Origin of the sequence: Rhodoblastus acidophilus (assembly GCF_025961575.1) — a bacterium.
Classification (GTDB): Bacteria; Pseudomonadota; Alphaproteobacteria; order Rhizobiales; family Beijerinckiaceae; genus Rhodoblastus; species Rhodoblastus acidophilus_C.
The window spans coordinates 19,929-44,583 of the sequence record NZ_JAOQNX010000017.1 but is presented as its reverse complement, the minus strand read 5'-3'; the positions used below and the strand labels follow the sequence as shown (position 1 = coordinate 44,583).

Here is a 24,655-nt window from a genome sequence, read left to right as displayed (position 1 = left end):
CTTCGGTAGACGGGCTATGGGGAGAAAGTGGATCGCGACGACAGCCGCGAGACGGATGAGGGTACCAGGACAATGACGAACGAACCCCTCATCCGGCCCCTTCGGGGCCACCTTCTCCCGCAAGGGGAGAAGGGGTCGCGGTCAAGGCGCCTTCACGCCCTGATAGTTTTCGCGTTGCGAATGGATGTACACCGCTTCAAAATTCAGCGCCGAGATGAAGGCGACTAGGGCGAGCAGCGGCGCGACGATCGCGAACACCAGGGCCAGCCGCTCCCAGGCCAGGCGCATGAACACCGCGACGATCAGCGCCGCCTTGGCGAGCATGAACACCGAAATCAGCGACCAGCGCGGAATTCCGGCAATGCCGAAATAGGCGACCAGCCAGGACAAAAAACTGAGCGCGAACAGCCACGCCCAGACCACGAAGAACAATCGGCCTGAATGCTGGCGGTCGACCGCCGGGGTCGCAGGAGTCATGGCGCCTCACCACAGATAGAACAGAGCGAAGATGAACACCCAGACGAGATCAACAAAATGCCAGTAGAGGCCCATGATCTCGACCGCTTCGTAACGGCCCCGGCGGCCCGTGAAAAAGCCGCGACGGCCGTCGTCGAAATCGCCGCGCGCCACTTTTCGCGCGATATTCGCCATGAACAGCAGGCCGAAAGACACGTGCAACCCGTGAAAACCGGTGATGAGGAAGAAGCAGGAGCCGAATTGCGCCGCGCCCCATTCATTGTGCGCGGGCCGCAGGCCCTCGGCGATCAGGTTGCGCCATTCCATCGCCTGCAAGCCGACAAAGGTGAGGCCGAGCAGAACTGTGGCGAACAGCAGCGCCGCGCATTTCTTGCGCTCGCGGCGATGGGCGGCGTTGATCGCCAGCGCCATCGTGCCCGAACTTGAATCGAGAATGAGCGTCATGACGATGATCAGCAGAAACGGGATCGGCTTGCCGCCGACGTGGATCGTGAAAACCTCCGCCGTATTGGGCCAGGCCTCGGTGGTGGTGTGGCGCACGGCGAGATAGCCGAGCAGGAAACAGGCGAAGATGAAGGCGTCGCCGAGGATGAACACCCACATCATCGCCTTGCCCCAGGTCACGCCCCGGAACACGCGTTGATCCGCCGACCAGTCGTCGGTCATTTGCCGCAAGGCGCTTTTTTTGGCGACCGTCAGATCCGTGGGCATGAAAAACCTCCTCAGATCAGGCCGCGACAGAGCGCCACCAGCCCGCCGCCCCAGCCTTGCAACAATGCGAACAGGAACAGCCAGACCAGCAGCAAAAAATGCCAGTACATCGCGCAGAATTTTACGCGGGTGCGCGCGGTCTGGCCGAGGATGTCGCCACGAGTCTGGGCCAGCGTGATCGCCAGCGCGACCAGTCCGCCGAGCAGATGCGCGCCATGCAGGCCGGTCATCAGATAGAAGAAGGCGGCGCCGACGTTGGAGCCTACTCCGAAGCCGGCTGCGGTCATTTCGCGCCAGGCGAAGATTTGCGCGAGGATGAAGGCGCAGGCGGTGACCGCGCCGAGCAGCAGCAGCGCTTCCGCCCTGCCCGCTTGCCGCCTTGCGGACGCGCGCGCCGCGCCCTCGAGACCGAGGCTGCTGACGATGAGCAAGCCGGTGTTGAACCACAGCAGCGGCGGCGCCGGCGGCGTCACCCAATCGGCATCGCCGGCGCGCATCAGGAACGCGCTTATGACCAGTGCGAAAACCACGCCGACCACCGCCAAAACCATCACCAGACCGGTGGCCGAGGTCGGCTCGCGCTCGTCGGCGGTCAGCGTTCCGCCCCCGGGCTCCAGCCAGGGTTTTTGCGCGAGATCGTGACGCACGAGATAGAAGGCGGCGCCCACAGCCAGCAGCCAGATGAACAGCACGGCGACAATCATGCGCGCGCCTCCGGCTGATTCTGCGGGATGTAATCGCGCGGGGCGCCGGGCACGCTGTAGTCATAGGCCCAGCGATAAACTTTTGGCGCCTGCGGGCCCCAATTGTCGTGCGGCGGCGGCATGTCGGGCGTCTGCCATTCCAGCGTCGTCGCCCGCCACGGATTGCGCGCGGCGACTTCGCCATGGCGCCAGGAGCGGATGAAATTATAGACCAGCACCAGTTGGGCGGCGCCGACGATCAGGGCGAGCACGGTGATGAAGATGTTGAGGCTGGTCACCGATGGCGGAATGAAGGCGGTCTGGCCCAGTTCGTAATAGCGCCGGGGCACGCCGAGCACGCCGAGATAATGCATGGTGAAGAACATGGCGTAGGTGCCGAGGAAGGTGATCCAGAAATGCGCCAGCGCCAGTTTCTCGTTCATCATCCGGCCGGAGATCAGCGGGAACCAGTGGTAGATCGCGCCGAAAATCACCAGCAGCGGCGCGATGCCCATCACCATGTGGAAATGCGCGACGACGAAATAGGTGCTGTTCAGCGGCACATCCACGGCGACATTGCCGAGGAACAGCCCGCTCAAACCGCCGACGACAAAAGTGACGATGAAGCTCAAGGAATAGAGCATGGGCACGTTGAGATGGATGTCGCCGCGCCAGATGGTGAAAATCCAGTTGTAGACTTTTATGGCCGTCGGAATGGCGATGATCAGCGTGCTCGTGGCGAAGAAGAAGCCGAACAGCGGATTCATGCCGCTGATGAACATGTGGTGGCCCCAGACGACAAAACTCAACACGCCAATCGCAATGGTCGCCCAGACCATCATGCGATAGCCGAACAGGTTTTTGCGCGCATGGGTGCTGAGCAGGTCGGCGACGATGCCGAAGGCCGGCACCGCGACGATATAGACTTCCGGGTGGCCAAAAAACCAGAACAGGTGCTGGTAGAGGATCGGGCTGCCGCCGACATGGGCGAGTTGCTCACCGTTCTGCACGATGGCCGGCATGAAGAAACTCGTGCCGAGCAGGCGGTCGCACAGCATCATCAGCGAGGCCACGAACAGGCCGGGGAACGCGAGCAGAGCCATGATGGTGGCGATGAACAGGCCCCAGATGGTCATGGGCAGGCGCATCATCGTCATGCCGGGCGCGCGCAATTGCAGCACCGTCACCACATAGTTCAATCCGCCCATGGTGAAGCCGGCGATGAACACGCACAGCGAGGCAAACATCACCACAATGCCGTATTGGCTTCCGGGCGTTCCCTGAAGCAAAGCTTGCGGCGGATAGAGCGTCCAGCCTGCGCCTGTGGGACCGCCGGGCAGGAAAAAGCCCGAGAGCAGGATCAGCACGGCGAGCAGATAGAACCAGTAGCTGAGCATGTTGATGAAGGGGAACGCCATGTCGCGCGCGCCGATCATCAATGGGATCAGGTAGTTGCCGAAGCCGCCGAGAAAAACCGCGGTGAGCACATAGACCACCATCATCATGCCGTGCATGGTGATGAACTGATAATAATGGTCCTGGTCGATGAAGGAGAGCGCGCCCGGGAAGGCGAGCTGGATGCGCATCAGCCAGGACATGACCAATGCGATGAAGCCGACGAAAATCGCCGTGCCCGCATATTGCAGCGCCACCACTTTGGCGTCCTGCGAGAACACATATTTGGTCCACCAGCTGCGCGGATGCGGGACCTCCTCGTCTTCAAAATCGTCGGGATGGAATCCCTCTTCGCCGGCGCGCACTTCCACCATTTCATTTCTCCTGGCCGGTCGCGGGCAGAGCGGCGAAGCCGCGCTTCTGCTCGTTCATGGCGGTGAATTTTTGCTGTTGCGCGATCCACTTTTCGTAGTCGGCGTCGCTTTCAACGACCAACGTCCCGCGCATAAACGGGTGGCCGGTGCCGCAATAGGCGGCGCACAGAATTTCAAACGTTCCGGTTCGCGTCGGCGTCACCCAGAAGAAGGATTCCGAGCCCGGCAGCATATCCATTTTGGCGCGGAATTCCGGGATGTAGAAATTGTGGATGACGTCGATCGAGCGCAGCAGAATCTTGACCGGCTTGTTGACGCGCAGATGCAGGTCGCCGCCGTTGACGATCAGATTGCCCTTTGAATTGGGATCGTAGGGATTGACGCCGAGCGGATTTTCCGCGGTGACGAAACGCGCGTCGGCGCGGCCGAGTTTTCCGCCTTCCGCGGGCAGGCGATAAAACCAGTTCCATTGCTGGCCGACGATCTCGACTTCCGCCGCATCGGCGGGCGGATGGATGTAGCTGTTCCAGACGACGAGGCCGGGCGCCAGCAGGAACACCACGCCAATGGTCGTGGCGATGCCAAGGTAAGTTTCGAGCTTACCGCTCTCCGGCTCGTAATGCGCGCGCCGCGTTTCCGAATGGCGATAGCGATACACGCACCAGCCGAGGAAGGCGATGACCGCGACAAAGGCGGCGCCGGTGACCCAAAAGGTCAGGCGCAGGGTGTGATCGATTGTGCTCCAGTCGGCCGCGATCGGCGTCATCCACCAGGGGGTGAAGAGGTGAAACAGAACCGAGGCGACAAGGATGACGAGAATGACTCCGGCAACGATCATCAGCAGTCGCCGGCAGCCCGACGCCTCCCGTCCATAAAGAGTTACGAGACAACATTGCGCCGACGGCTTGCGTGGCGGCGCAGGAGAAACGTGCGCCGCGGGACGCGGTTCCGGTGTGACGCGCGCGACGGCGAAAATTGCCGCGGCGAAACAAAATTCGGCTTCATTCCGTTGACTCGGCGGACTGGAGACGCGCATGAAATGGACGGAGCGCTTGTTGTGCGCTTTCTTCGAGCGGCTGGTGACGCGTGGCGCGCTCGACCTTTTGTTGCCCTCAGGAAAAGTTTCGATCGGCGACGGAGCCGGGCCGCATGCGGCGGTTCGGCTCACCGACGACGCCGCCGTGGCGGAGCTTTTGCGCGACCCCGATCTCAAATTCGGCGAGCTCTATGTGGAGGGGCGTCTGACCATCGTCGAAGGCGATTTGCCGACCGTGTTCGCGCTGGTCTTCCAGCATGGCGTTGCAATGCGGCGCGGCGCCGCGCGCAGGGCTTTCGATTTGCTGCGCCGCATCCGACACCGCGTCAATGGGGCGAATGGCGTTTGGCGAGCGCGCCGCAATGTGGCGCGCCACTATGATTTGAGCGCGCGATTCTACGACCTGTTCCTCGACGAGGACCGGCACTATTCCTGCGCCTATTTCGAAACGCCGGGTTTAAGTCTGGAGGAGGCGCAGCGCGCCAAGCGTCGGCATATCGCCGCGAAATTGTTGCTGGCGCCGGGCCTGCGCGTGCTCGACATCGGCTGCGGTTTCGGCGGGCTGGCGCTCTATCTCGCGGGGATCGGCGAGGCCGGAGCGGTCGAAGGCGTCACGCTGTCGCAAACGCAGATCGAGGTGGCGCGCCAGCGCGCAAAAAAACGCGGCCTCAAGCATGTGCGCTTCGATCTGCGCGACTATCGCGATGTCGACGGCGTCTATGACCGCATCGTTTCGGTCGGCATGTTCGAACATGTCGGCCCCCGGCATTATGATGCGTTCTTCCGCACATGCGCGCGGCTGCTCGCCGAGGACGGGGTGATGCTGTTGCACACCATCGGCCACACCTCGACGCCGGGCGTCACCAATCCGTGGATCGTGAAATATATCTTTCCCGGCGGCTATCTTCCCGCGCTGTCCGAAATTTCCGCCGCGGTGGAAAGAGCCAGACTGCGGGTCGCCGATGTCGAGGTTTTGCGGCATCATTACGCCGACACGCTGCGCGAATGGCGCCGGCGTTTTCTGGCGCGGCGCGACGAGGCGCGCGCGCTTTACGACGAGCGGTTTTGCCGCATGTGGGACTTTTATCTTGCTGTCTGCGAGGCCGCGTTTCGCCAGCTCGACGCCGTGGTGTTTCAGGTGCAGATCACCCGCCGCAACGATGTCGTGCCGATCACGCGCGCCTATATCGCCCAGGCCGAGGCGCGGCTGAAGCGCATCGAGGCCGGGCGCGCGCCGCTGGCCGCGGAGTGATCGCTGGCGGGCGGCTGGTGAAAGACCCGTGGACCGCCCTCGCCCTTCGAGACGCCCGCTGACGCGGGCTCCTCAGGGTGAGGGCCAATACATTGGTTCAAAAGACTTCTAAACCGCGAGTTTCGCGGCGATTTCGTCCAGGGCCGCATTCACCACCGCCAAAGCCTCCGTCGCCTGCTGGCGCTTGTGCGCGGGCGCGCGATCCGGATGGTGGCGCGCGGCGAAATCACGGCGCGCCGCATGGACCGCCTCCAGCGTATAGGGCGCGTGCAGGCCGATCTTGCGCGCGATCTCGGCGGAGCTCGGGCTCACCGTCACAGGGCGATGCGGCGCCTTGTGATCGGCATGGTCGAGGCGCTCGTCGAGCAGGCGATGTTCGATGGCGCGCTGGCAAAAACTCGCGCCTTCGGGCGAGGCGAGCGTGGCGAACACATCGGGCGCGCGGCGCACCAGCGACAGCAAATGCCGGAAGATGGCGATGCTGCGGTCGGTGCCCATTTCGAATTCGAACCGGCCGTCGCGCAGCTCGCGCGCCAGCACGATGCGCAGCGCGTGGGTCAGCTCCAGCGCCAGCTCATGGTCGGCGAGCAGCGAGGCGTTGATGAAGGCGTCGAGGTCGCGCACGTGCCTGATATGGGCGCCGTCGAGGCAGGCCTTGGCGAAAATGTCGCGCAGCTCGGCGCGCAGCTCGTCGCGCTTTTGCGCCAGACCGGCGAAATGTGCGAAGGCCGCCGCGCCGGCGCTGGCCTCGGCGTAGAGGCTGTCGTCCCTTGTCAGCGCGCCGCAGAAGAAGCCGAGCGCGCGAAACCTTTCGCACTCTTCGGAGGTCAGTTCGGGTTTCGGCGGCGGCGGCGCGATCGGCTCGGCCGGCGACGCGCGGCCGAGAATGCTGCGCATCCCCGTCAGAAAAGAGACGGGAGCCTGCGCTCGTCTTCGGGTCAATTCGAACAAATCCGCCCCCAAACGTTACGTGCGGAAACAATCTAAGGTTGCATTGGTGAATCCTTGGTGAGTCGCGCCGGCCTGGTTCAGCATGGGGTTAAGATTGGGTGAACGTCGGCGCGCTTGTTCGCCTGCTTTTGCGCCGCTAGATAGGGGCATGCGGCCCTCGCTTCTCGATCCCCTGTTCGCCAGCCCCTCGTCTCTGCCGGGAATCGGGCCGAAAAACGCGCAATTGCTCGACCGCCTGCTGGGGAGCGCGGAGCATCCGGCGCGGGTGCTCGATGTGCTGATGCATCTGCCCCATGACGGGGTGGATCGCCGCAACCGGCCGACCATTGCGCAGGCGCCTTTGGGGGCGGTTTCGACCATAAAGGTGCGGGTGAGCGAGCATCGGCCGCCCCGCGGAAAAGGGCCGTATCGGGTGCTCGCCGAGGATGGGACCGGCGACCTCACCCTGATCTTCTTCCGCGCCAATGCCGGCTGGGTGGAAAAGGCGCTGCCGGTCGGCGCGACGCGCTGGGTGTCGGGCCTGGTCGAGATTTTCGATTTTTACAAGCAGATGGTCCATCCAGACCGCATCATCGACGAGGAGGGGCTGAAAAGCCTGCCGCCGGTCGAGCCGGTCTATGGGCTCACCGAGGGGCTTTTTCCACGCGTCATGGCCAAGGCGGCGGCGGGGGCGCTGGCGCGGCTGCCGGACCTGCCGGAATGGCTGGATGCGGGTTTTGTCCGCTCCAACGGTTGGGCGCGGTTTGGCGAGGCGCTGGCGCGCGTGCATGGGCCGCAGGCGCCGGCCGATCTGAAGCCGGAGAGCAGGTTTTTCGCGCGGCTCGCCTATGACGAATTGCTGTCGCATCAACTGGCGCTGCGGCTGGTGCGCAGCAAGATGCAGGTGCTTTCCGGGCGCCCGCAGCGGGGCGACGGGGCTTTGCGCGCGAAAATTTTGGCCGCCCTGCCCTTCGCCCTCACCGGCGACCAGAGCAAGGCTCTGGAAGAGATTTCCGCCGATCTGGCGTCGGAAAAACGCATGTTGCGGCTGCTGCAAGGCGATGTCGGCTCCGGGAAAACCGTGGTCGCGCTGCTGGCCATGGCGCAGGCGATCGAGGCGGGGCGCCAGGCGGCGCTGATGGCGCCCACCGAGATTTTGGCGCGCCAGCATTTCGAGACCATAAAACCGCTGGCGGAGGCCGCCGGTCTGAGCGTGGCGCTGGCGACGGGGCGGGACAAGGCGAGCGAGCGGCGCGCCACTCTTTTCGCGCTGGGGTCGGGCGCAATGAATATTGTGGTCGGCACCCACGCGCTGGTGCAGGACGATTTTGTCTATCGCGACCTCGGCCTCGCCGTGATCGACGAACAGCATCGCTTTGGCGTGCAGCAGCGTCTGGCTTTGGGTGAAAAGGGGGCGGGCGTCGACGTGCTGGCCATGACCGCGACGCCGATCCCGCGCAGCCTGGCGCTGGCCTATTTTGGAGATATGGATTTTTCCGCCTTGCGCGAAAAGCCGCCGGGGCGGCAGCCGATCACGACGCGGACCATCAGCGCCGAGCGCATCGATGAGGTGGTTGCGGGCCTTGGGCGCGCGCTAAAGGAGGGGGCGCGCGCCTATTGGGTTTGCCCGCTGGTGGCGGAGAGCGAGGAGAGCGATCTCGCCGCCGCGCAGGACCGCGCCGAGGATTTGAGGAAATTTTTTGGGGACAAGGTCGGGCTTGTCCATGGGCAGATGAAGGGGCGCGACAAGGACGCCGCCATGGAGGCTTTCGCCTGCGGCGAGACACAAATTTTGGTGGCGACCACGGTCATCGAGGTCGGGGTGAATGTGCCGGAGGCGACGATCATGGTGATCGAGCACGCGGAACGCTTCGGGTTGGCGCAATTGCATCAATTGCGCGGGCGCGTCGGGCGCGGCGACAAGAAATCGTCGTGCATCCTGCTTTATTCCGGGCCGCTCGGCGAAACCGCCAAGGCGCGGCTGGAGATTCTTCGCCAGACCGAGGACGGTTTTCGCATCGCCGAGGAGGATTTGCGCCTGCGCGGCGAGGGTGAGATTTTGGGATTGCGCCAGTCTGGGGCGCCCGGGTTCAAGATCGCGCGGCTGGATATCCACGCCGATTTGTTGCGCGCCGCCCGCGATGACGCGGAAAAGATTTTGGCGTGCGACCCCGACCTGCAGGGCGAGCGCGGAGAAAAACTGCGGCTGCTGCTCTATCTGTTCGAGCGCGAGACGGCGCTCAAGCTTTTGCGGGCGGGGTGAAGGCGAGAGGGGACGGCGACAAATAAAAGGGCGCGGCTTTCGCCGCGCCCGGCTGGCGCCTCAATGCGAGACGGGCGGGTCTTGCGCCTTGGGCGCGCCAGTCATCACCGGGATGGTCTTGGCGGCCATCTCCTTCGCCGCGGGCTTCTGCACGGTCAGATGCAGCACGCCCTTGTCATAATGGGCGGCGATGGCGTCGGCGGCCGGTTCGAACGGCAGTATGATCGAGCGGTTGAACGCGCCGAAGCGACGCTCCATCACATGCCAGTCCTTCTCATCCTTCCTGGTTTCGATGGTTTTTTCGCCGGAGACGATGAGGCGGTCGCCCTCGACGCGCACCTTGATGTCCTTTTCCTCGACGCCGGGGATTTCCAGCGTCGCCTCAATGGTCTTGTCTGTCTCGGCGATGTTCATCGCCGGCATCGGCGCCATATTCATGGCCTTGGGCGTGTCGAACATGTTTGGACGTTCGCGTCCGAAAAAATCCCTTTCAAGAGCGCGGAAGGGATCGGCCATGAAGTCGCGGGTCCACAAATCCGGGAGCATGGTTTTCATGACATCCTCCTGTCCGCCGCGCAGGCCCCCTGAACAGGGGGGTCGCGCGGCGCGTCGGCGGAGGTCTCGCCGGTCTCAGGCGAGAGCCTCTCGCCACAGTTGACATCCTATCAACTTTTGTGCTGGGCGCATTGATCCCGGTCATTGTCATATTTGGCCGCCGGCGCGGCTGACAAGCCCGGCCTGCGCGCCTATAAGAGGTTTTGCGCCGGCGGAATCCGCTCCGGCGCTTTTTGTGTTGATTCCGGAGGGAAAATGTCGGGCACGACCAGATCGAGCGAGGGGCTGGACCCGCGCCGGCGCAGAATCCTGTTCCGCTGCTGGCATCGCGGCATGCGCGAGGTCGATTTGCTGCTCGGCCAATTCGCCGACGCCCGCATCGACAGCTTGAGCGAAGACGAACTCGACCAGCTCGAACATTTCATGGACGCGCAGGACGTGGATATTTTTTCCTGGTTCGCCGGGTCCAAACCTGTCGATCCCGCCTATTCCAGGCCGATCTTCGAGACGATCAAGGCGTTTCATACCCATAACGGGCCGATCAACGTGTGAGGCTTTGCGCGTCGGCAAGATTCCTGGATTGCTTCGCTCCGCTCGCAAGGACGGGGGAGAGGAGCTTTTTTAACTTCAAACGGCTTCCCCGACATGACCGATCTCCTCCGCGCCCGCGATGAATTTTTGCAAGGCCGCTCGCTGATCCTTTCGCGCGCGCCAGAGGGGTTTGACGCCTTTGTCGCCGCCGACCTTTTGCGCGCACTCGCCAAATCCGGCGAGGGGCGTTCGGTCGCCCTCGTCCATGTCGCCCGCGATCCGCAGCGCCAGCGCGCTTTCGCCGAAGCTTTTGCCTTCGCCGCGCCGGAAGCGGAAATTTTGGAGTTTCCGGCCTGGGACTGCCAGCCTTACGACCGGGTGTCGCCGACCTCCGCCGTCGCCGCGCAGCGCATGACGGCGCTGGCGCGGCTTGCGCGCACGCGCTCCTCGCTGGAAAAACCGCGGCTGCTGCTGACCAGCGCCCCCGCTCTGGCGCAGCGGGTGCCGCCCCGGCGCGACCTCGCCGCCAAAAGTTTTTCCGCCGCGCCCGGCGCCGCGGTCGATCTCCATGAGCTCTGCGGCTGGCTCGAAGCCAATGGATTTGTTCGCGCCTCCACCGTGCGCGAATCCGGCGAATATGCTTTGCGCGGCGGCATTGTCGATCTTTTCCCGCCCAGCCTGCCCGGCCCGGTGCGGCTCGACTTTTTCGGCGACGTGCTCGAAACCATCCGCGCCTTCGATCCGGAATCCCAGCGCACCACCGCGCAATTGCGCGCGCTCGACCTCGTGCCGGTCAATGAGGCGCCGATCACCACGGAAACAATCAAGCGGTTCCGGCAGAGCTATATCGCCCATTTCGGCGCGCAAACCCGCGGCGATGCGCTTTATGACGCGGTGAGCGAGGGGCGCCGGCCCGGCGGACTCGAGCATTGGCTGCCGCTGCTCTACGGCAAGATGGACACATTGTTCGACTATGTCGACGACGCCCCCATCCTGTTCGACCATCAGGCGGACGCCGCGACGCATGAGCGTTTCGAGCAGATCGCCGATTATTATGCCGCGCGCCGCGACGCCTTTGCGCAAAATCCGGCGACCGCCAATTACAAGCCGCTGCCGCCCGACGAACTTTATCTCACGCCGGACGAGTTCAAGACGTTTTTGGACCGGGCGCCGACGGGGCATTTTTCCCCCTTCGCCGTTCCGGATGGCGGCCCGAAAGTGATCGACTGCGGCGGCGTTCCCGGACGTAATTTCGCGCCCGAGCGGGCCGACGAAAACGTCAATGTGTTTGAAGCGGCCATCGACCACATTCGCGCGCTTCAGGGCGAGGGCAAAAAAGTCATCGTCGCCGGTTGGACCGATGGCTCGCGCGAGCGTCTCGGTTCGGTGCTCGCCGAACATGGATTGAAAAAACTCGAAACCGTGTCGTCGCTGTCGCAAGCGCAGGGGTTGCGCGACGCCAAGGCGGCGCTGGCGGTGATCGGCGTCGAAGCCGGTTTTGTCGCCGGCGATCTCGCGGTGATCGGCGAGCAGGATATTTTGGGCGACCGCATCGCCCCGCAGCGCCGCCGCAAAAAACGCGCCGAAAATTTTCTCGCCGAAGTCTCGGCCTTGGGCGCGGGCGATGTCGTCGTCCACGTCGATCACGGCATCGGCCGCTTCATCGGCCTGAAGAACATTTCAGCCGCGGGCGCGCCCCACGATTGTCTCGAAATCCACTACCATGGCGGCGACAAGCTTTTTGTCCCCGTCGAAAACATCGAGCTGTTGTCGCGCTTCGGTTCTGAAGACGCCGAGGTTTCGCTCGACAAATTGGGGCACACGGCCTGGCGTGAGCGCAAAGCGCGGCTGAAACTGCGCATCCGCCAGATGGCGCAGGGGCTGATCAAAATCGCGGCGGCGCGCATGCTGCACGAGGCGCCCAAACTCCCGCCCGCCGAAGGCCTGTATGCCGAATTCTGCGCGCGCTTTCCCTATGACGAGACCGACGACCAGCTCTCCGCCATCGAGGCGACGCTCGACGATATGGCGTCGGGCCGGCCGATGGACCGGCTCATCTGCGGCGACGTCGGGTTTGGCAAGACCGAAGTCGCCCTGCGCGCCGCCTTCGCCGCTGCTTTGAACGGCGTGCAGGTGGCCGTGGTCGTGCCGACCACTTTGCTCGCTCGCCAGCACTACAAGAATTTTTCGCAGCGCTTCGCCGGCCTGCCGGTGCGGGTCGCACAAATGTCGCGCATGGTGTCCGCCGCCGACCAGCGCGAGGCGAAAAAAGGCATTGCCGAGGGCTCCGTCGATATTGTCGTCGGCACCCATGCGGTGCTGGGCAAGACCGTGTCGTTCAAAAACCTCGGCCTCGTGGTGATCGACGAGGAGCAGCATTTTGGCGTCGGGCACAAGGAGCGTTTAAAGCAGTTGCGGGCGGAGGTGCACGTTTTGACGCTGTCCGCGACGCCGATTCCGCGCACGCTGCAACTGGCGCTGACCGGGGTGCGCGAATTGTCGATCATCGCCACGCCGCCGGTGGACCGCCTCGCCGTGCGCACGTTTGTGACCCCCTTTGATGATCTCATCGTGCGCGAGGCGCTGTTGCGCGAAAGATTCCGTGGCGGCCAGAGCTTCTTTGTTTGCCCGCGTCTTGAGGATTTGGATGAGGCCTCGGCCTGGCTGCGGCAGAACGTGCCTGAGGCGAAATTCACCATCGCCCATGGCCAGCTTTCGGCGACCGAATTGGAAGACCGCGTCGGCGCCTTTTATGACGGCAAATACGATATTTTGCTGTCGACCAATATTGTCGAATCCGGGCTGGATATTCCGACCGCCAACACTTTGATCGTGTGGCGCGCCGATATGTTTGGCTTGGCGCAGCTTTATCAATTGCGCGGGCGCGTCGGGCGTTCGAAAACCCGAGCCTATGCGCTGTTCACCACGCCGGTGAACCGCACCATTACGCCGCAAGCCGAAAAACGTCTGGAAGTTTTGTGCTCGCTGGACACGCTCGGCGCCGGTTTTCAGCTCGCCAGCCACGACCTCGACCTGCGCGGCGCCGGCAATTTGTTGGGCGACGAACAATCCGGTCATATCCGGGAGGTCGGCTACGAGCTTTACCAGCAGATGCTGAACGAGACCATTGCCGCGCTCAAGGCGGGCGGCGGCAAGGAGGAGGAAGAGGCGTGGTCGCCGCTGATCACTTTGGGCACGCCGGTCACCATCCCCGAGCATTATGTCGAGGATTTGGATCTGCGGCTCAATCTTTATCGGCGGTTGGCGACGCTCGACGACGAGGCGGAGATCGAGGCTTTTGCGGCCGAGATGATCGACCGGTTCGGGCCTATGCCTGATGAGGTCAAGCAGTTGATGCAATTGGTGGGCGTGAAAGCGCTTTGCCGCCATGCGCATGTGGACAAGGTGGAGGCTGGGCCGAAGGGGATTATTATCGGCTTCCGCCACAATTCCTTCGCCAATCCGACCGGTCTGGTGCGCTATATTTCCAAGCAGGGACCGGACGCCAAGGTGCGGCCCGACATGAAAGTGGTGTTCACCGGCGGGGATTACGCGAAGGCCGAGAGCCGGCTGAAGGAGGCGCGGAAGATTTTGCGGGAATTGGTGAAGATCGCGGAGAAGGTTTGATCAATTGTCGCTTCTCTCAGACCTCAGCGCCACCGCCAGACGCCGTTTCGGCGCCATGGCTTCATGCAAGACGCGGTAAACGACGACCTCTTCTTCATTGACGACGCCGAAATACAGCAGGTGCGCGGCGCTCCCACGCTTTCTTCCGGCAAGTTCGAGATGGAAGGATCGCAGCCCCGGAAAAATTTCGCTGCGATCCTGAATGGACGCGCGCGCCGGATCGGCAGCGATCATCTGCAAACCCGCCTTGATGAGGTCGGCATAGGCGCGGACCTGGAGCGGACCGAACAATCGTCGCGTCTGCTGCAGGATTTGGACGATGTCAGCGTCCGCGAGCGCCGAGAGGCGGAGCCTCAAGCATCATCTCTGAGCACGTCGGCGACGATATCCTCTATCGACCTGTCTGAAAATTCGCCGCGCCGCGCCTGTTCCATGCCCAGATTGATCTCGCGGCGGAGAATTTCGAGCTTTTCCTTTTCCATGTCTCGGTCGCGCTTGAGCAAGCGCAGCGCGTCGCGCACCAGTTCGCTGGCGGAGGCATAGTCGCCGGACGCGATTTCCTCGCTGACAAATTGCGCCATTTCCGGGGTCAGGTTGACGTTCATGGTCGGCATGTCGAGGCTCCCTGGGCAGGATCATCCGATATTGGCAAGAATTGTCAATTCATCCCTTTCAGTCGCCGGACCAATCGACGACGAGCAGGCCGGGGGTGCGTGAAAATTCTCCGACATTCGCCGTCACCAGCGTGGCGCCGCGCCGGCGCGCCTGTGCGGCGATGAGAAGATCGTAGGGGCCGATCGGCGTTCCCGCGCGCTTGAAATGCGCGCGAAGCTTGCCCGCCTCGGCCGCGTCGTCCGCATCGAAGTCGAGAAGATCAAAACCTTCGGACAGCAAGGCGTCCAGCGCCCGCATGTTTGCCTCGGGGCGCGCGCTGTTGGCGGCGCCGAACCGCAGTTCGAACAGCGCGATGGACGACAGGGTCAGACGCGAGCGCGCTAGCCGCTCCGCTGCAAAACGTCGGCGGAGGATCGGTGGCCGGCCGTTCAGCAAGCCAATGATGACATTGGTGTCCAGACTGAGCACGGCCGACCTCAGTCGAACGCAATGTCGGTGTCGCGTTCTGGCCGCAGATCATCGTCGCGGATTTGGGGGAAGTCGCCCTCGCGCAAGGCATCCAACGACGTCCAGAATTTGTCTGGATCAAAAGAGGTTTCGGCGATCGGCTCCAGAATCACCTTGTCGCCAATCCGACTCACCCGCACTTCCGTTCCGGTAAGGCGGAACTCCTTTGGCAGCCGCACCGCCTGGCTGCGGCCATGCATGAAAATTTTTGCGGTCGCGGTGTCGCTCATTGCAGCCTCGGAGGCTTGATGTATATCGCGTGATATATATCAACTTGCAAGGCGCCCCGCAAGGGTCACCGCTTTTTCCGTCGCGCCGAGAATGGCCGGGGCGCCGTTGCAGCGACATCGCCTTCGGCGATCAGCGCCTTTCGATAAAGATCGCGCTGCTCGTGGATCGAGGCGATCACCAGGCCCATGGGCACGCCAATGTCCACCAGCGCCGCTTCCGACAATTGCAGGCTGGCTTCCGTCGTCTCCGGCACCGCGTCGGTCGCGCCGAGCGCGTAGAGATGGCGGGCGTGGAGGGCGTCGCGGGCGCGCGCGACAATGGTGAGGTCCGGGCGGGCGGCGCGGGCGATCCGCACCACTTCGTCCACGGCGCTGGGCGTGTGCATGGTGATCACCACCGCCTTGGCCGTGGCCAAACCGCAATTGGCCAGAAAATCCGGACGGGTCGCCTCGCCCCAATAGACCGGCTCGCCCTTTTCGCGGGCCGCCGCCGCCACGCCGGGGTCGGCGTCGATGCAGATGTAGTCGAGCTGGTGCGCGCGCATCAGTTCGGCGACGATCTGGCCGACGCGGCCATAGCCGATGATCAGCACGCGCTCCGCCGCCGCCAGCTCGGGGGCGGCGATTTCGACCACCCCGGCTTTCGGCTTGCGCGAGGCGAAATTGGCGATCAGCGGAATGAAGGTCATCGACAGGGTGACGGCGATCATCGCGTCATCCGCCAATTGCTTGGAGACGATGCCCGCCAGAACCGCCGCTGCGAGGATCAGGAAGGCGAATTCGCCGCCGGGCGCCAGCAGCAGCCCGATTTCCCTGGCCTTTTGCCCCTTGGCGCCGAAGGCGCGCGCCAGGCCCGCGACGATCGGCGCCTTGAGCGCGGTCAGGCCGAGCGCCAGACCCAGCGTCGTCACGGGATGCGCGATGACGCGCAGCGGATCGAGGTCCGCGCCGACCGAAACGAAGAACAGGCCGAGCAGCAGGCCCTGGAACGGCGCGATGGTCAGCTCCACGGCGCGGCGATATTCGGTTTCCGCCAGCAGCAGGCCGGCGATGAAGGCGCCGAGCGCCATGGACAGGCCGGCCGAGGCCGCCGCCACGGCGGTCGCGATCACCACCAGCAGGCAGGCGGCGATGAACAGGTCGTTCGAGCGCGCCGCCGCCACCAATTGGAAGAACGGCCGCAGCACGACGCGGCCGACGCCGGCGATCAGGCCGAGGGCGGCGAAGGCGTAGCCGAGGGTCAGGAGCAGGTCGTGGCCGCTTTCGGCCGACATCGACATCACCAGCAGCAGCGGCGCGACCAGCAGGTCCTGGAACAGCAGCACGGAGAAGATGGCGCGGCCGGAAAAACTGTTGAGCCGCTTTTTCTCCGCCAGAACCGGGACGACAATGGCGGTGGACGACAGGGCCAGCGCAATGCCGAGCGTGGCCGAGGCCGCCCAGTCCTGGCCGAACAGGTGGGCGCAGATCATCAGCGCCAGGCCGCAGGCCGCCGCCTGCGCCGCGCCGAGCCCGAACACGTAGCGGCGCAGCAGGATCAAACGCTCCAGCGACAGCTCCAGACCCATGTTGAACATGAGGAAGACCACGCCGAATTCGGCCAGCGTGGCGATCTGGTCGCTTTTTGCAAGAAAGGGAATGCCGACGCCCAAAACCTCGTTGATGCGGCCGAGGCCGTGGGGGCCGATCAGCATGCCGGCGAGAAGAAAGCCGAGCACCGGCGACAGCCGCAATTTCTTGAACAGCGGCACGACCACGCCCGCCGCGACCAGGAACAACAGCGGCGCTTGATAGGGGGCGAGATCCAAATGTGCGGGCAAAGGCTTTTTCCTCCGGGGGATCAGGATATAAGATTCGGGGCGGGCGCCAACGTCCAGCAATCCTTACGCCAGGATGAACATGCGAAACGGAATTTTTGAAGCAGCGGGGCTGGACACAGGTTTTGCGCCGGCGCCCTGGCCCTGGGCGGAGGCGGAGGCGGCGCGGATCAGCGCCCATTGGCGGGCGCGGCTCGCCGAAAAACCCAAAATGTTCGACGGGCAGGTGCTATTGCTGCGCGACCCCGCCGTTGTCGACACGCTTGAGGGAAAGGTGTTGCGCGGGCGGTTTTTCCTCACCCCCTTCCGCAACTTCATGGCCTGGCGCGATTTTGGCTGTCCCGACGACAGCGTGTTCAACTGTTTTTCCATGGCGGCGCTGCGTTCGTCCGACGGGGCCTGGCTGTTGGGCGAGATGGGCGCGCACACCATGAATTCCGGAAAAATCTACTTTCCCGCGGGCACGCCGGATCGCAGCGACATTGTCGGCGACCGCGTCGACCTCGTCCGCAGCGTCGCCCGCGAAATGCAAGAGGAGACCGGGTTTGCCGCCGATGAGGCGCCGGGCGGGGATTTTCGCGTGGTGGTCGAAAAGCAGCAAATCGCCTGCATCCAGCAGCGCCGGCTGGCCCTGACCGCCGACGAGGCTTTGGCGCGGGTGGCGGATTTTCTGGCGCGCGATCCCGACCCCGAGCTGACGCGGCTGGTGGCGGTGCGTGACGCGGGCGATCTCAATCCTGGCGCCATGCCCGGGTTCATCCTGACCTATTTGCGCGACGCCTTCGCCACGGCGGGGTCTGGCGCATGAGCCGCAAAGCTGATCTCGCCGCCGCCCGCGCCGAGCACGAACGGCTTGGCGCGGCGCTCACCGAGCATGACCGCGCCTATTATCAGGAGGACGCGCCGAAAATTTCGGACGCGGATTATGACGCCCTGCGGCGGCGCTATGAGGCGCTGGAGGCCGAATTTCCCGAGCTTGGCGGCGCCGGTTCGCTGACGAAAAAAGTCGGCGCGGCGCCGGCGGAAAAATTCGCCAAGATTACCCACGCCATTCCCATGCTCTCGCTCGGCAATATTTTCGCCGACGAGGACATTTTTGAATTCGTGGCGCGGGTGAAACGGTTTTTGGGGAGCAGCGCCGACATCGCCTTTACGGCAGAGCCGAAGATCGACGGCCTCTCCTGCTCGCTGCGCTATGAGCGCGGCCATCTGGTCAGCGCCGCCACGCGCGGCGACGGCTCCGTGGGCGAGGATGTCACCGCCAATGTGCGCACGATCGCGGCGATCCCGCAAAAGCTTTTGGATGCGCCTGATGTGCTCGAGGTGCGCGGCGAAATCTTTATGAGCAAGGCGGATTTTGCCGCCCTCAACGCGCGGCAGGCCGAGGCGGGCGAAAAGATTTTCGCCAATCCGCGCAACGCCGCCGCCGGATCGCTGCGTCAGCTCGATCCGTCGATCACCGCGCGGCGGCCCTTAAGATTTTTCGCCTATGCCTGGGGCGAGGTTTCCGCCATGCCCGCCGACACCCAGGCCGGCATGATCGCCTGCTTTGCCGGGCTGGGATTTCCGACGAATCCGCTGACCAGTCTTTGCGAGACGCCGGAGGCCATGCTGGCGCATTTCCGCGCCATCGAGGCGCAACGCGCGACGCTCGACTATGACATTGACGGGGTCGTCTACAAGGTCAACGAGCTCGCCTTGCAGGGGCGTCTAGGGTTTGTGGCGCGCGCGCCGCGCTGGGCCGTGGCGCATAAATTTCCGGCGGAACAGGCGACCACCGAACTGTTGGCGATCGATATTCAGGTGGGGCGCACCGGCGCGCTCACCCCCGTCGCCAAGCTGAAGCCGGTGACCGTCGGCGGCGTGGTGGTCTCCAACGCCACTTTGCACAACGAGGATGAAATCGCGCGCAAGGATATTCGCGTCGGCGACACGGTTGTCGTGCAACGGGCTGGCGATGTGATCCCGCAGATTGTTTCCGTCGTGTCGCATCAAGAGGGGGCGCCCCCCTATGTCTTTCCCCAGACCTGCCCCGCCTGCGGCTCGGCGGCGCTGCGCGAGATCGATCCGAAGACGGGAGAGGCCGATGCGGTGCGCCGCTGCACCGGCAGTCTCGCCTGCCCCGCGCAGGCGATCGAAAAACTGCGGCATTTCTGTTCGCGCAACGCTTTTGACATTGAGGGGCTCGGCGACAAACAAATCGCCTTCTTCTTTGAAAAGGGGCTGATCCGGACCGCCGCCGATATTTTCACGCTTGAAGAGCGCGACAGAGCGAGCCTGACCAAGATCGAGAATTTCGAGGGATTTGGAAAGGTCTCGACGCGAAAGCTTTTTGCCGCCATCGCGGCGCGGAAAAGCATCGTTCTCAACCGGTTCATCTTTGGGCTGGGCATCCGCCATGTCGGCGAGACCAACGCCATCCGCTTCGCCCGCGCCTTCGAAAATTTCGAGGCTTTCCGCGAGGTCGCGCGAAAAGCGGCGCCGGGAACGCCCGAGCGCGACCATCTCAACGCCATTGACGGGATTGGCGATGTGGTGGCGGAGGCCGTGGCCGACTTTTTCATCGAACCGCACAATGAAGCGGCGCTGGATGCGCTGCTGGCGCAGGTCACCCCGTTCCCCATGGAGGCGGTGAAGAGCGATTCGCCGGTCGCGGGCAAAACCGTTGTGTTCACGGGATCGCTGCAAAAAATGACGCGGGACGAGGCCAAGGCTTTGGCCGAGCGGTTGGGCGCAAAAGTGTCGGGGTCGATTTCGAAAAAGACCGACCTGCTGGTCGCCGGCGCCGATGCCGGATCAAAACTCGCCAAGGCGCGGGAGCTGGGGGTCGAGACGATTGATGAGGACGGGTGGTTGCGGCTGGCGGGGGTGGATGAGGGTTGAGGGGCGCGCGGTCGCTCACATGCTTAAGCGGGGCCTCAAGACTCGTTGAATTCGGCGTGTCCCCAAGCGCCGGACGATGGCTGCTCGCTTATCCGGCTAAGTTATCCCCTGCATGTGGAGGGGTCGCGCGCTTGGGGAATATTAGGAAGCGGCTCAAAGCAGCTGTTACCGATCGGGCTGGCGACGGTCCCTTCTTTTGCCCGTTTCCGACGTTCGGAATGTTGAGAAAGGATGTCGCCCTGACGTCTTGGCGCATTGGGCGGCATTGGCCGGTCATCGGCTGCCGTGCAGGTGTTCCCTGCGCGCCCGTGAATGGTATAGGTTGGCGCGTTTTCAGCAATGGAATTGCGCTATGAGGGATGGTGTCGATGGCCGGGAGATCGCGCGCGAACGGATCGCGCGCGAAGCGGAGGCGCGCACCGGGACGCTTGATCTCGCCGGGCTTGGGCTCACGGAGATTCCGGCGGAAATTGGGGGGCTCACGCATTTGCGGGAGCTGGATATCGGCGCAATAGTCGGTGAGAACGACGATTACCACGAGAGTAATATATCAGACCTTGCGCCGCTTTCGCGGCTGACCACTCTGCAGTCGCTCGACTGCTGGTCAACTCAAGTGGTCGACCTCGCGCCGCTGGCGGGACTGACCGCCCTGCGGTCACTTGACTGCTCGTCTACGCAAGTCGCAAACCTCGCGCCGTTGACGGGACTGACCACCCTGCAGTCGCTAAGATGCTGGGACACGAAGGTCGCCGACCTAACGCCGCTGGCAGGCTTGATCGCCCTGCAGTACCTCAAATGCTGGGGCACGCATGTTGCAGATCTCGCGCCGCTGGCGCGCCTGAAAGCCCTGCAGACGCTCGATTGCTCGTCTGGGCAAGTGGCCGACCTCGCGCCGTTGGCGCGCATGAATGCCCTGAAGTCGCTCGATTGCTCGTATACGCAAGTGGCCGACCTCGCGCCGCTGGCGCGCCTGAAAGCCCTGCAGACGCTCAATTGTTCGTATACGCAAGTGGCCAACCTCGCGCCGCTGGCGCGCCTGAAAACCCTGCAGACGCTAAATTGCTCGGATACGCAAGTGGCCGACCTCGCGCCGCTGGCGCGCCTGAAAACCCTGCAGACGCTAAATTGCTCGGATACGCAAGTGGCCGATCTCGCGCCGCTGGCGCGCCTGAAAACCCTGCAGACGCTAAATTGCTCGGATACGCAAGTGGCCGATCTCGCGCCGCTGACCGGCCTGGCGGAGCTTTCCCAACTGGAAGCCAACGGCTGCCGCCTTGCGGAGCTGAGGCGAATTGCGTGCGAAGCGCCGTCCCTGGAAAACCTCAAACTGTGGAGGTCGCGCGCGCCCGATATCCCCACGGCGATTCTATCGGCAAACGATGACGAAAACTGCCTGCCGGCGCTTCGCGCCTATTTCGCTGAGTCCGGTCCCTGCGACGCGGTATTGGAGGATGTCAAGCTGATGGTGCTCGGCAACGGCCGGGTGGGCAAGACGCAGCTTTGCAATGTGCTGATGGACAAGCCCTACCAGCCGGATTCCGACTCGACCCATGGCGTCGTGGTCGCGCGCCACGAACTGAAACGCAGGGGCGGCGCGCCGTTGCCGCTGCATATCTGGGATTTCGGTGGCCAGGATATTTTTCACGGCACGCATGCGCTGTTCCTCAGGGATCACGCGATTTTCGCGCTGGTGTGGGCCGAAAAATTAGAGACGGCGGCGGCGGACCCGAAGGACGCGCGGTTCGGCAACCGTCCCCTGCCCTATTGGCTCGACTATGTCCGACACGCCAGCGGAACGGACAATGCCGTGGTCGCCGTGCAGACGCGCTGCGACGCGCCGAGAGATGAAGCGAAATGGCCGGTGGACGAGGAGGCGTTGAAGCAGGAGTTCGGCTATTTCAACCGCGTCAATTTTTCCGCCGCAAAACCACGCGGGGTCGCCGCCTTGAGCGACGCGCTGAGCGAGGCGGCGGAGTACGCGCTGGAGCAGGAGGGCGCGCCAAAAATTCCAGAGGCGTGGGCGCGGGTGAAGCGGGCGCTGGAGGGGGCGGAAGACGCCGACGCCTTGCGGCCGGTGGCGCGGCGTCGGCATCGAGTGCTGACAACAAAAATTTTTGCGCGGCTGTGCCGGCGGCTCGGCGTGAAGAGCGAGCCCACGCATCTGCTCTCCTATCTGCACCGCACCGGCGTGGTGTTCCATCGGCCCGATCTGACGGACCGCATCGTGCTGGACCAGAGCTGGGCGCTGGAGGCGATCTATGCCGTGTTCGACCGCGCAAAGGGGACGCATGCGCGCATCCTGCGGCAGAACGGACGGTTCAGGCCGAGCGAACTCGCCGTTTCGGCTTGGTCCGACCGGAGCGACGGCGATCGCTCGCTGTTCCTCGACATGATGCGCGCCTGCGGCGTGTGTTTCGAGATTTGGGAGGACGACGGCGAGCTGGAATTGGTGGCGCCGGAACTGCTGCCGGAGCGCGCGGCGGTGGAGGCGGCGATCCGACGAGACTGGGAGACCGGCCAGGAGATTCGCGCGCGGACTTACAAATTTCCGTTCCTGCACGACGGGCTGATCCGCGCGGTGATCGCAAAAATCGGGCGCGAGGCGCGGGCGAACGGGACCTATTGGCGCGACGGCGTCAGCGCCTTCGAGACGGGAACGGGCGCGCGGGTTTTGATCGAGCAGAACCGGGGCGCGGACTGGAGTGGCGAAATCCGCATTTCTACGCGCGGCGGACAGGCGGATGCTTTGCTGGCGAGCGTTTGCAAGGAGTTGGAGCGGATGCAAGAGCGTTTCGGACTGAAGGGCGAGGTATTGGCGCCGGCCGAACCAGCGCGCGAGACGGCACCGGAGGAAACCCGCTTTGGCCGCGACCCCAAAGCGCCGCCGCGCGCCTATGTCTCCTATGCCTGGGCCGACGAGAGCGACCGGAGGCGCGAGGAGAAGGTGGATGCCCTGTGCGAGGCGGCGGACAAGCGGAAGTGGGAGGTGCGGCGGGATAAAAATGTGCTGACGCGCGCGGACAGCATTTCGGATTTCATGCGCGAAATCGGCGCGGGGGAGCGGGTGTTTGTGTTTTTGAGCCATAAATATTTGCGCTCGCCGTTTTGCATGTTTGAGCTGTTCGAGGTTTGGCGGCAGAGCCGGCGCGACGACGAGGAGTTTCGGCGGCGGGTGAGGCTGTTTGTGCTGGACGATGCAAAAATATGGTCATTGAAAGACCGGCTCGCTCACGCGAAATATTGGCGGGCGGAATCTCAAGAGCTTGGCGAGGAACTCAAGACGAGCGGCCCGGACTTGCTCAGCAAGAATGACTACGAAGCTTATCGCCGCATGGGCGAGTTCGCGACCCAGATCGGCGACATTCTGGAGGCTTTCGCCAGCCGGGTGCAGGTAAAGAATTTTGACGAGTTTCTCAGATGGGGGTTTGACGATCCGACAGTTTCGCCATGATGCGCGACGAAACTGTGGGTGAGTTGACCGGCATTCGCGACAAATAGAGATGGGTCGAATTCAAAGACGAAGAAACAGAGGAATTGGCGCGATCTTTTTCGATTTCCGCGCATAAAGGCCGAACACCTTAGCTGCAAGTTTCAACCAATGTCCGCGTTGCGGCACCAAGGCGACTTCGCGGGCAGCGCTTGCAAACTTCCGCTTTCCGCCGATTGCAGACCAGTCAGCAGCTTTGATCTGGCTCGCCTCACATCTCTATGCTCGCCCAGACGCGTCGCGGTGAGCTTTTTTTGGCGCCGCCTCGACCGCCCCTGAGAGCGCATTTTTCGAAAAATTCTATTCCTGGTTGAAACGTAACCGCGCAAAATCGTGCAAAACACGCGCGTTTGTGCAAAAAACACGCGTTTTTTGACGAAAAACATGCGATTTTTAGGAGCACTCGTTCTGGGTTGTGGCGGCGATGACGGGGGTGATCAGTGTTCGTCCTGATCCCTGTCGGCGGAATGGGCGGCTGTTTCTCTTTTCTTTACAGATGGTTGTGAGGGGCGTTCGACCTCGACCGAATCGTTTCACGTGAAACAAAACGTGAACAAATTTTCGCCTCATTGACGGTTTTCGCGGGTTTTGCCGTTTTCACTTTTCGCGAAAAAGTCGGTTTCGCACGTTGGCGCCATCCAGGCCTCAAAATTCCCCCCTCGCGTCGCATTCGTCACGCGGAGGCGTGGATTGCTTCGCTGCGCTCGCAATGACGGTGGAGACCTCGTGGAAACCCGTCGAGAACCGCTTTGACATTCGCGCGCTCCTGAATGCGCTGGACACGCCGCCGGCCGCTTCCTATGTGAAGTCGTCATGATCGACGACGTCTATTCCACCAAAATTTTGGCGCTTGCGGCGAACATTCCGCATCTCGGCCGCCTGCCCGCGCCGCAGGCTTCGGCCAGCGCGCATTCGCGGCTGTGCGGATCGAGCGTCACCGCCGATCTGTCGCTGGTGGACGGAAAGGTGGCCGAGTTCGCCCAGGACGTGAAGGCCTGCGCGCTGGGGCAGGCTTCCTGCGCCGCCATGGGCCGGCACGTCATCGGCTCGACGCCGGAGGAATTACGCGCGTTGCGCGAGACCATGCGCAAAATGCTGAAGGAGAACGGGCCGCCGCCGCAGGGCAAGTTCGCCGACGCCGGGGTTTTGGAGGGCGCGCGCGACTACAAGGCGCGGCACGCCTCGATCCTGCTGATTTTCGACGCGGTGGTGAAGGCGCTGGATCAGATCGAGGTCGGCGCGGAGAGCTGACGAAAAAAAGCCCCCGTCCGCTGCGGACGAG

The 24,655-nt window shown here is 63.5% G+C and carries 20 protein-coding genes; 8 read left to right on the top strand and 12 right to left on the bottom strand.

All coding sequences use genetic code 11. The features are described from left to right. Nucleotides 1-141: 141 nt before the first annotated feature. The 5 genes from M2320_RS13095 to M2320_RS13075 are packed head-to-tail and all read right to left on the bottom strand — an operon-like array spanning nt 142 to nt 4,478. Nucleotides 142-477: a cytochrome C oxidase subunit IV family protein gene (locus M2320_RS13095; protein ID WP_264597665.1), complete on the bottom strand. Its 336-nt coding sequence runs from the start codon at nt 475-477 to the stop codon at nt 142-144. A 6-nt stretch (nt 478-483) separates the two neighbouring features. Beyond that, nucleotides 484-1,188: a cytochrome c oxidase subunit 3 gene (locus M2320_RS13090; RefSeq protein WP_264597664.1), complete on the bottom strand. Its 705-nt coding sequence runs from the start codon at nt 1,186-1,188 to the stop codon at nt 484-486. Between the two features lie 11 nt (nt 1,189-1,199). Next, on the bottom strand, nt 1,200-1,892 hold the full coding sequence (locus tag M2320_RS13085) for a cytochrome c oxidase subunit 3 (RefSeq protein ID WP_264597663.1): 693 nt from the start codon (nt 1,890-1,892) through the stop codon (nt 1,200-1,202). After that, a complete protein-coding gene (locus tag M2320_RS13080) occupies nt 1,889-3,640 on the bottom strand; it encodes a cytochrome c oxidase subunit I (protein ID WP_264597662.1) in 1,752 nt (583 codons plus the stop codon). The genes M2320_RS13085 and M2320_RS13080 overlap by 4 nt, the downstream gene beginning before the upstream one ends. A 1-nt stretch (nt 3,641) precedes the next feature. Further along, nucleotides 3,642-4,478, bottom strand: a complete 837-nt coding sequence (locus M2320_RS13075) for a cytochrome c oxidase subunit II (RefSeq protein ID WP_264597661.1) — start codon at nt 4,476-4,478, stop codon at nt 3,642-3,644. Between the two features lie 196 nt (nt 4,479-4,674). Here M2320_RS13075 and M2320_RS13070 point away from each other — a divergent pair, with 196 nt between their 5' ends. Further along, complete coding sequence (locus tag M2320_RS13070; protein WP_264597660.1) at nt 4,675-5,928, top strand: SAM-dependent methyltransferase; 1,254 nt, start codon at nt 4,675-4,677, stop codon at nt 5,926-5,928. Nucleotides 5,929-6,036: 108 nt separating this feature from the next. On the opposite strand, the gene M2320_RS13065 is transcribed toward M2320_RS13070, so the two are convergent. Continuing rightward, nucleotides 6,037-6,825, bottom strand: coding sequence for a hypothetical protein (locus tag M2320_RS13065; RefSeq protein ID WP_264597659.1), 789 nt, complete (start codon nt 6,823-6,825; stop codon nt 6,037-6,039). A gap of 202 nt (nt 6,826-7,027) precedes the next feature. Between M2320_RS13065 and recG the strand changes: the two genes are divergently transcribed. Then, the gene (gene recG / locus M2320_RS13060; RefSeq protein WP_264597658.1) at nt 7,028-9,121 is read left to right on the top strand and encodes an ATP-dependent DNA helicase RecG; all 2,094 of its coding nucleotides are present in this window, start codon (nt 7,028-7,030) and stop codon (nt 9,119-9,121) included. 60 nt (nt 9,122-9,181) lie between these two features. On the opposite strand, the gene M2320_RS13055 is transcribed toward recG, so the two are convergent. Then, a complete protein-coding gene (locus M2320_RS13055; protein WP_264597657.1) occupies nt 9,182-9,676 on the bottom strand; it encodes an Hsp20/alpha crystallin family protein in 495 nt (164 codons plus the stop codon). 255 nt (nt 9,677-9,931) lie between these two features. On the opposite strand from M2320_RS13055, the gene M2320_RS13050 reads away from it, so the two are divergent. Further along, the gene (locus tag M2320_RS13050; RefSeq protein ID WP_184425252.1) at nt 9,932-10,228 is read left to right on the top strand and encodes a succinate dehydrogenase assembly factor 2; all 297 of its coding nucleotides are present in this window, start codon (nt 9,932-9,934) and stop codon (nt 10,226-10,228) included. A 93-nt stretch (nt 10,229-10,321) separates the two neighbouring features. Next, complete coding sequence (mfd, locus tag M2320_RS13045; protein ID WP_264597656.1) at nt 10,322-13,834, top strand: transcription-repair coupling factor; 3,513 nt, start codon at nt 10,322-10,324, stop codon at nt 13,832-13,834. Here the strand turns inward: mfd and M2320_RS13040 are convergent, their stop codons facing one another. The 5 genes from M2320_RS13040 to M2320_RS13020 form a co-directional block, all read right to left on the bottom strand. Then, nucleotides 13,835-14,191, bottom strand: a complete 357-nt coding sequence (locus M2320_RS13040; RefSeq protein WP_264597655.1) for a type II toxin-antitoxin system RelE/ParE family toxin — start codon at nt 14,189-14,191, stop codon at nt 13,835-13,837. Then, the gene (locus M2320_RS13035) at nt 14,188-14,448 is read right to left on the bottom strand and encodes a type II toxin-antitoxin system ParD family antitoxin (RefSeq protein ID WP_264597654.1); all 261 of its coding nucleotides are present in this window, start codon (nt 14,446-14,448) and stop codon (nt 14,188-14,190) included. The genes M2320_RS13040 and M2320_RS13035 overlap by 4 nt, the downstream gene beginning before the upstream one ends. 58 nt (nt 14,449-14,506) lie before the next feature. Further along, entirely contained in the window at nt 14,507-14,917 is a 411-nt protein-coding gene (locus M2320_RS13030) for a type II toxin-antitoxin system VapC family toxin (RefSeq protein WP_264597653.1), read from the bottom strand. 8 nt (nt 14,918-14,925) lie between these two features. Continuing rightward, a complete protein-coding gene (locus tag M2320_RS13025; protein WP_264597652.1) occupies nt 14,926-15,186 on the bottom strand; it encodes an antitoxin in 261 nt (86 codons plus the stop codon). 65 nt (nt 15,187-15,251) lie between these two features. Then, nucleotides 15,252-17,006 (bottom strand): cation:proton antiporter, encoded by a 1,755-nt coding sequence (locus M2320_RS13020; protein WP_264597651.1) that lies wholly within the window; start codon nt 17,004-17,006, stop codon nt 15,252-15,254. 79 nt (nt 17,007-17,085) lie between these two features. On the opposite strand from M2320_RS13020, the gene M2320_RS13015 reads away from it, so the two are divergent. The 4 genes from M2320_RS13015 to M2320_RS13000 all read left to right on the top strand — a co-directional run bounded on the left by M2320_RS13015 (nt 17,086) and on the right by M2320_RS13000 (nt 24,624). Further along, nucleotides 17,086-17,811, top strand: coding sequence for an NUDIX hydrolase (locus M2320_RS13015; protein ID WP_264597650.1), 726 nt, complete (start codon nt 17,086-17,088; stop codon nt 17,809-17,811). Next, on the top strand, nt 17,808-19,886 hold the full coding sequence (ligA, locus tag M2320_RS13010; protein ID WP_264597649.1) for an NAD-dependent DNA ligase LigA: 2,079 nt from the start codon (nt 17,808-17,810) through the stop codon (nt 19,884-19,886). Before M2320_RS13015 ends, ligA begins: the two co-directional genes overlap by 4 nt. Before the next feature lie 352 nt (nt 19,887-20,238). Next, nucleotides 20,239-23,337, top strand: coding sequence for a leucine-rich repeat domain-containing protein (locus tag M2320_RS13005; RefSeq protein WP_264597648.1), 3,099 nt, complete (start codon nt 20,239-20,241; stop codon nt 23,335-23,337). Nucleotides 23,338-24,186: 849 nt separating this feature from the next. Next, nucleotides 24,187-24,624 carry an iron-sulfur cluster assembly scaffold protein gene (locus tag M2320_RS13000; protein ID WP_264597647.1) on the top strand — a complete coding sequence of 146 codons (438 nt, stop codon included), beginning with the start codon at nt 24,187-24,189 and terminating at the stop codon, nt 24,622-24,624. Nucleotides 24,625-24,655: the final 31 nt, after the last annotated feature.